Source organism: Ferrovibrio sp. (assembly GCF_029255545.1).
Classification (GTDB): Bacteria; Pseudomonadota; Alphaproteobacteria; order Ferrovibrionales; family Ferrovibrionaceae; genus Ferrovibrio.
This window is the reverse complement of sequence record NZ_JANLJJ010000012.1, coordinates 1-6,913: the sequence shown is the minus strand read 5'-3', so window position 1 is coordinate 6,913 and position 6,913 is coordinate 1. Positions and strand designations below refer to the sequence as shown.

9 protein-coding genes are annotated in these 6,913 nt (G+C 66.1%); 7 read left to right on the top strand and 2 right to left on the bottom strand.

Features of this window, described 5'->3' with window-relative positions; all coding sequences use genetic code 11:
• Positions 1–365: 365 nt before the first annotated feature.
• Genes ffh through rplS form a run of 5 tightly spaced genes read left to right on the top strand, consistent with a single transcriptional unit; the run spans position 366 to position 3,893 of the window.
• Positions 366–1,736 carry a signal recognition particle protein gene (gene ffh, locus Q1J79_RS01265; protein WP_300295479.1) on the top strand — a complete coding sequence of 457 codons (1,371 nt, stop codon included), beginning with the start codon at positions 366–368 and terminating at the stop codon, positions 1,734–1,736.
• Between the two features lie 50 nt (positions 1,737–1,786).
• Positions 1,787–2,164 (top strand): 30S ribosomal protein S16, encoded by a 378-nt coding sequence (rpsP, locus tag Q1J79_RS01260; protein ID WP_300295478.1) that lies wholly within the window; start codon positions 1,787–1,789, stop codon positions 2,162–2,164.
• Positions 2,165–2,182: 18 nt separating this feature from the next.
• The gene (gene rimM / locus Q1J79_RS01255) at positions 2,183–2,722 is read left to right on the top strand and encodes a ribosome maturation factor RimM (protein ID WP_300295476.1); all 540 of its coding nucleotides are present in this window, start codon (positions 2,183–2,185) and stop codon (positions 2,720–2,722) included.
• 3 nt (positions 2,723–2,725) lie between these two features.
• Complete coding sequence (gene trmD, locus Q1J79_RS01250) at positions 2,726–3,472, top strand: tRNA (guanosine(37)-N1)-methyltransferase TrmD (RefSeq protein ID WP_300295474.1); 747 nt, start codon at positions 2,726–2,728, stop codon at positions 3,470–3,472.
• A gap of 40 nt (positions 3,473–3,512) precedes the next feature.
• Complete coding sequence (gene rplS / locus Q1J79_RS01245; RefSeq protein WP_300295472.1) at positions 3,513–3,893, top strand: 50S ribosomal protein L19; 381 nt, start codon at positions 3,513–3,515, stop codon at positions 3,891–3,893.
• Positions 3,894–4,019: 126 nt separating this feature from the next.
• Here the strand turns inward: rplS and Q1J79_RS01240 are convergent, their stop codons facing one another.
• Positions 4,020–5,054 carry a DMT family transporter gene (locus Q1J79_RS01240; RefSeq protein ID WP_300295470.1) on the bottom strand — a complete coding sequence of 345 codons (1,035 nt, stop codon included), beginning with the start codon at positions 5,052–5,054 and terminating at the stop codon, positions 4,020–4,022.
• Positions 5,055–5,080: 26 nt separating this feature from the next.
• A complete protein-coding gene (locus tag Q1J79_RS01235) occupies positions 5,081–5,482 on the bottom strand; it encodes a helix-turn-helix domain-containing protein (protein WP_300295468.1) in 402 nt (133 codons plus the stop codon).
• A gap of 105 nt (positions 5,483–5,587) precedes the next feature.
• On the opposite strand from Q1J79_RS01235, the gene Q1J79_RS01230 reads away from it, so the two are divergent.
• Both Q1J79_RS01230 and Q1J79_RS01225 read left to right on the top strand, forming a co-directional pair.
• Positions 5,588–6,238 (top strand): glutathione S-transferase N-terminal domain-containing protein, encoded by a 651-nt coding sequence (locus tag Q1J79_RS01230; RefSeq protein ID WP_300295466.1) that lies wholly within the window; start codon positions 5,588–5,590, stop codon positions 6,236–6,238.
• 82 nt (positions 6,239–6,320) lie between these two features.
• Positions 6,321–6,725, top strand: coding sequence for a DoxX family protein (locus Q1J79_RS01225; protein ID WP_300295464.1), 405 nt, complete (start codon positions 6,321–6,323; stop codon positions 6,723–6,725).
• Positions 6,726–6,913 lie beyond the last annotated feature (188 nt).

Genomic DNA, 6,913 nt, shown 5'->3' with positions numbered 1-6,913 from the left:
CGGCCAGCGGCTGGATCAGCAGCGCGAAGCTGAACGGCCGCGACTGGCTGTCGCCCCTGGGAGTCATCCGCGCCGAGATGCCGCGGGACATCACCCCCTGACCATGCCTGGCGACGGGGCGATCCGGACGATGGCCATATAAGCTATTGATATAGAATACAAAAAATATCAAAACATCACCCCGGGCCCGGGGATGACGGCCTGAGAGGCGGTCAGGGTTGACTTGAAGCCCCCAAACCGCTTTATTCCGCCCGCTTTCTGAAGCTTTGGAAGCAATCCGGTCCGAGGATCGCCGTCCGTCCGCGAGTGTCGCGCACGGGCGTCAATTCGTTTTGGGCCAGTGCTAGAGGAATTTCAGGGTCGACATGTTCGAGTCTCTGAGCGGCAAACTGGGCGAGGTTTTCGAGCGGCTGCGCAAGCGCGGCGCGCTGACGGAATCCGATGTCTCGGAAGCCCTGCGCGAAGTGCGCGTGGCGCTGCTGGAAGCCGATGTCGCCCTGCCCGTCGTCAAAAGCTTCATCGACGGCGTGAAGTCGAAGGCCGTCGGCCAGGATGTGCTGCGCTCGGTGACGCCGGGCCAGATGGTGATCAAGATCGTTCACGATCACCTGGTCGAGATGCTGGGCGGCGCCGGTGAGGGTGAGGAAATCAACCTCAACGCCGTGCCGCCGGTGCCGGTGCTGATGGTCGGCCTGCAGGGCTCGGGCAAGACCACCTCCACGGCGAAGATCGCGCTGCGTCTGCAGACGAAGGAACGCAAGAAGGTGCTGATGGCGTCGCTGGACGTCTATCGCCCCGCCGCGCAGGAACAGCTGAAAATTCTCGGCGAGCAGAACAACATCCCCGTGCTGCCCATCGTGGCCGGCCAGATGCCGGTGGATATCGCCAAACGCGCCGTGCAGGCCGCCAAACTGGGCGGTTACGACGTGCTGCTGCTGGATACCGCCGGCCGCCTGCATATCGACGAAACCCTGATGCTGGAAGTGGCCGCCGTGCGCGACGCCGTGCAGCCGCACGAGACGCTGCTGGTGGCCGACGCCCTGACTGGCCAGGATGCCGTCAACGTCGCCAAGAGCTTCAACGAGCGCGTCGGCGTCACCGGCATCGTGCTGACCCGCGTGGACGGCGATGGCCGCGGCGGCGCCGCGCTGAGCATGCGCGCCGTGACCGGCAAGCCGATCAAGCTGATCGGCGTCGGCGAAAAGGCCGACGCGCTGGAAAGTTTCCATCCCGAGCGCATCGCGCAGCGCATCCTCGGCATGGGCGACATCGTCTCGCTGGTGGAGAAAGCCGCCGAGACGATTGAGAAGGAAGAGGCCGAGCGCCTCGCCGCGCGCGTGCAGAAGGGTCAGTTCGACCTGGACGACATGGCCAGCCAGCTCAAGCAGCTGCGCAAGATGGGCGGCATGTCGGGGGTGATGAACCTGCTGCCCGGTGTGGGCAAAATCAAGCAGCAGATGGCCCAGGCCAACGTCGACGAGAGCGTGCTGAAGCGCCAGGAAGCCATCATCGGCTCGATGACCCGGGACGAGCGCAAAAATCCCAAGGTGATCCACGCTTCGCGCAAGAAGCGCATCGCGGCAGGTTCGGGGACCTCGGTACAGGATGTCAACAAGCTGCTGAAGCAGCATCTGCAGATGGCCGACATGATGAAGCGCATGTCGAAGCTGGGGCAGAAGGGTTTCATGCGCAGCATGGGCGCGATGTTGCCGGGCATGCCCGGCATGCCCAAGTAGCGCTGATCAGTTTCGCGTATCCGATTTCAACGTTTACTGAAAGGAAGACCATGTCAGTCAAGATCCGCATGACCCGCGGCGGCGCCAAGAAGCGCCCCTATTACCGTATCGTCGTCGCCGACTCGCGCAGCCCGCGCGATGGCCGCTTCATCGAGAAGATCGGCTCCTATGATCCGATGCTGCCCAAGGACCGCGAGCGCGTGCAGCTCGACGTCGAGCGCGTGAAGTACTGGCTGAGCCAGGGCGCCACCCCGTCCGACCGCTGCGCCAGCTTCTTCGCCAAGGCCGGCCTGATGACCTGGACCCATGGCAACAACCCGGAAAAGGGCAAGCCGAAGGCCAAGGCGCAGGAGCGCATCAAGGCCGCCGAGGAAGCCGCCAAGGCCGCGGCCGAAGCTGCTGCCGCCCCGGCTGGCGACGCGCAGTAAGCCGGCGACGCTTGCAGCATGACCGACGCGGTCCTGCTCGGTGTCGTCATCGGTGCGCAGGGCATCCGCGGCGAGGTGAAGGTGAAAACCTTCACCGGCGATCCGGAAGCCCTGGGGGATTACGGTCCCCTGCAGGATGCGCGCGGCGAAAGGACGTTCCGGCTGACCGTGCGGCGGATTGCCAAGGGTGATGTGGTGATTGCGAGTATCAAGGGCATCGACGACCGCAACGTGGCGGAAGCGCTGAAGGGCACCGAGCTGTTCGTGCCGCGCAGCGCCCTGCCGCCGGCCGCAGACGGCGAGTTCTACTACGCCGACCTGATTGGCCTGGCGGCGATCACCACCACCGGCCGCGTTCTGGGCCAGGTGATGGCGGTGCACAATTACGGCGCCGGCGACATGCTGGAGGTGAAAACCGAAGGCGGCCGCTCGGCGATGGTGCCGTTCACCGACGACGCGGTGCCGGACGTGGACCTTGCGGCGCGGCGCGTGCTGGTCGAACCGGCCTTCTGGCTGGGCGATCCGGAGACGGACGAGGACCGAAAGGTCGAGGAGTAGAATATGGCAACGGCGATGCCGTGGAAGGCGCGGGTGCTGACGCTCTATCCCGCGATGTTCCCCGGCCCGCTGGGGCAAAGCCTGGCCGGACGGGCCCTGAGTGAGGGCCGGTGGTCGCTGGCGGTGGTGGACATCCGCGATTTCGCGCGCGATAAACACCGCACCGTCGACGACACCCCCTGCGGGGGCGGGCCGGGCATGGTGATGCGGCCCGACGTGCTGGCGGCGGCGATCGACGAAACGGTCGCGGCGGCCCAGGCAGAGGACCCGGCGGTGGCGCAGCAGCCGCTGATATACTTTTCGCCGCGCGGCCGGCGCCTGGACCAGGCGCTGGTGCACGAGGTGAAGGCGGCAGGCGGCGCGACGCTGCTGTGCGGCCGCTTCGAGGGGGTGGACGAGCGCCTGTTGGACGCGCGCCCCATCGTCGAGGTCAGCCTCGGCGATTTCGTCCTCTCGGGCGGCGAGATCGCAGCCTACGCGTTGATCGACGCGGTGGTGCGGTTGTTGCCCGGGGTGATGGGTGCCGAAGAGTCCGGCACCGAGGAGAGTTTCGCGGACGGATTGCTGGAATATCCCCAGTATACCCGGCCGCAGGTTTGGGAGGACCGCGCGGTGCCGGAGGTGCTGCTGTCGGGCCACCACGAGAAGATCGCAGCCTGGCGGCGCGATCAGGCGGAGAAGATCACCGCCGCGCGCCGCCCGGATCTGTGGGAAAGCTATCGCCGGCGCAAGCCGGCGGGGAAGAATTGAAACGCGTTTTGGACTTATCGAAGAAGAAAGGCTGAGTGCCATGAACCTGATGCAGCAGATCGAGAAAGAGCAGTCGGACGCTCTGGTCGCCGCCCGCGCGGTGCCGGATTTCGCCCCGGGCGACACGCTGACCGTGAACGTGAAGGTGGTGGAAGGCGGCCGCGAGCGCGTGCAGGCCTATGAGGGCGTGTGCATCGCCCGCTCCAACCGCGGCGTGAACTCGTCGTTCACCGTGCGCAAGATCAGCTATGGCGAGGGCGTCGAGCGCGTCTTCCCGCTGTACAGCCCGCGCATCGAGTCGATCGTCGTGGTGCGCCGCGGCGACGTGCGCCGCGCCAAGCTGTATTACCTGCGCGGCCGCACCGGCAAGGCGGCCCGCATCACCGAGAAGCGCGACATCGCGCCGAAGGCCGCGAAGTAAGACACGCCTGAGACGCCGGTCCAGGGTCGATCCTGGCCCGCCGGCGTTTCACGACAAGACCAGGCCGCCTGCATCCCTTTGAAAAGGGGCGCGGGCGGCTTTTGTTTGCCTGGCCGGCATCAATCCTCAGCCGTGCATGTGGTCGTGCCGGTGGTGAATGTCGGGGAAATGCGGATGCGCGTGCGCTATCGCGTCATGGCGATGGACATGCACATGCGGCTCGCCCGGCGGATCATCCGGCGCATGCGCATGCTGGTGATGCGCATCATGCACATGGCCATGCTCATGCTCCGCTGGTTCGTGGCGATGCGCGTGGCTGTGACGCTCCGCCAGATGCAGGTACAGGCCGATTCCCATCAGCAGACCGGCAACGACCAGTCGCCAGCTGAGCGGTTCCTGCATAAAAAGAACGGCGAGCAGCGCGCCGATGAAGGGCGCCAGCGAGAAATAAGCCCCGGTGCGCGCAGTGCCGAGATGGCGCAGGCTCAGCATGAACAGGACCAAGCTGATGCCGTAGCCGAACAGGCCGATGACGAGGCTCGCGGCAACCGACGACGCCACAGGCAGGCGGTCGCCGGCCAGCAACGCCAGGCCAAAATTGATGCTGCCCGCGACGAGCCCCTTGATCATGGCGATCTGCAACGGGTCGGCGGCGGACAGGCGGCGCGACAGGTTGTTGTCGATCGCCCAGCACAGGCAGGCCGCAGCGATCAGCGCCGCGCCCGGCCCCGGACCGCCCGAAGGCGTTGACCACGACAGCAATGCCGCGCCGACAACGATGGCCGCAGCGCCGACGCCGATGCGGATATCGACATTCTCGCGAAACACCAGCCAGGCAATGCCGAGGGTTAGCACGCTTTCCAGATTCAGGAGCAACGCGGCCTCTGCGCCCGTGCTGTATTGCAGCCCCAACATCAGCAGCAATGGGCCGGCAATGCCGCCAGACAGCACGACGGCCGCAAGCCAGCCGGAATCGGCGCGGCGCAGCGGCGCCTCGACCGGCACTCGTCGCCACAGCGACCTGGACAAGCGCACAGCAGCCAGGCCGAGCCCGGCCCCCAGATACAGCAGGCCCGCCAGCATCCATGGCCCGGTCTGCCCAAGCATGATCTTGGCCAGCGGCGTGCTGGCGCCGAACAGGATTGCGGCGGCCAGTGCCATGCCAATGGCCGGCGACAACGAAGGCGTCATTCCGCCGCGTCGCGCCGCTGCGCCGGGGCCAAGCGCGGGCCGTTCTGCGCCGCCCATTTGCCCAGCGCGTCCAGCACCGGGCGCAGCGACTGGCCCAGGTCGGTGAGCCAGTATTCCACCTTGGGCGGCACGGCGGCATGCACGCGGCGGCCGACCAGGCCGGCGGTTTCCAGGGCGCGGAGCTGCTTGGTCAGCTCCTTCTGGGTGATCAGCGGGATGGCGCGCGAGAGTTCGGAAAAGCGCAACGGCGCGCCTTTCGAACGGGCGAGCGTGAGGATGATCGGCACCGCCCATTTGTTGGCGATCAGGTCGAGCGTGGCGCAGATCATGCGCGCACAGAGCGGCTGGCCGTCTGCGGTCAGCTCGTGGCGGAAATCGAGTGTGCCCCTGGTATCCATTTGGCAAGTATAGAGCCTACAGGTGCCTACTTGCAAATGGATACCGACCTGCCTTATCCCTCTGGTCCGGCAGTGTTGTGCCGATACAAGGAGGATAAAGTCCCGATGGCCAAGCTCGATTTCTACTTCTCGCCCGGCGCCTGCTCGCTGGCGACCCATATCTGCCTGGAAGAGGCCGGCGCGACCTTCACGCCGAAGCCGACCTACACCCGCAAGGGCCAGACCCGCACGCCGGAATACCTGGCGCTGAACCCCAAGGGCAAGGTGCCGATGCTGGGCGTCGACGGCCATATGCTGACCGAGAATACCGCCATCATCACCTACCTGAACCGCAGCTATCCCAATGCCAAGCTGCTACCCGTCGGCGACGCGCTGAAGGAAGCCGAGGCGCTGGCTTTTGTTGCCTGGTGCGCCTCGGGCGTGCATCCGGTGATGAGCCGCTTTTTCGGCCCGCAGAATTTCTGCGACCTGCCTGACAGCGCCGACAACGTGAAGTCGCTGGCCGCCAAGGCGACCGCCGGCAATTTCGCGCTGATCGAAAAGGCGCTGGGGACCAAGGACTGGGTGTTCGGCGACTGGTCGGCCGCCGATGCCTATATCTTCGTGTTCTATAACTGGGCGAGCAAGCTCGGCCTCGATCTGGCGGCCTATCCGAACTACGCCAAGCATGCCGAACGCATGAAGCAGCGTCCGGCCGTGCAGCGCGCGCTGGCGCGCGAGGCGGAAGCCATGGCCGCGATGGACAAGGCGGCATAACCGTTTCTAAGCGTCACAAAGCGGGGCGGCGGCTTGATTGGCGCCGCCCCGACCTTCACCAAAAAAGCAAAGGACTCTTCCCATGACTATCATCGAGAAATTCGGCCCGCTGCTCGGCCGCATCCTGATCGCCCTGCTGTTCATCCCGGCCGGCCTTTCCAAGATCGGCGGCTTCGCCGGCACCGTCGGCTATATCGCATCGAAGGGCCTGCCGCTGCCGCAGGTGGCCGCCGCCGGCACCATCGTGGTCGAGGTTGCCGTGGCTGCCGCCTTGCTGGTGGGCTTCAAGGCGCGTTATGCCGCGCTGGTGCTCGCCGCCTTCACGCTGGTCGCTGCCGTGATCTTCCACAATTTCTGGGCGATGCCGGCCGAGCAGGTGATGATGCAGCAGATCAATTTCTTTAAGAACCTTGCCATCGTCGGTGGCCTGCTGCTCGTCGCCGCCTTTGGCGCCGGCCCGCTCAGCCTCGACAGCCGCAAGGCCTGATCGCCCACAACCACGTGGCAAAGCCGCCGGCCCGGGAGCAAATCCTGGCCGGCGGCTATTTTATCGCCCGGCGATGCTGGACCCGGCGGCCGCGACAGCGTCAACTGTGGCCATGCCCCTCGTCACGTCCACCCCGCCCGATCCGGCCTTCCTCGCCACCCTGCCTGGCGCCGATTTCGCCGATGCCT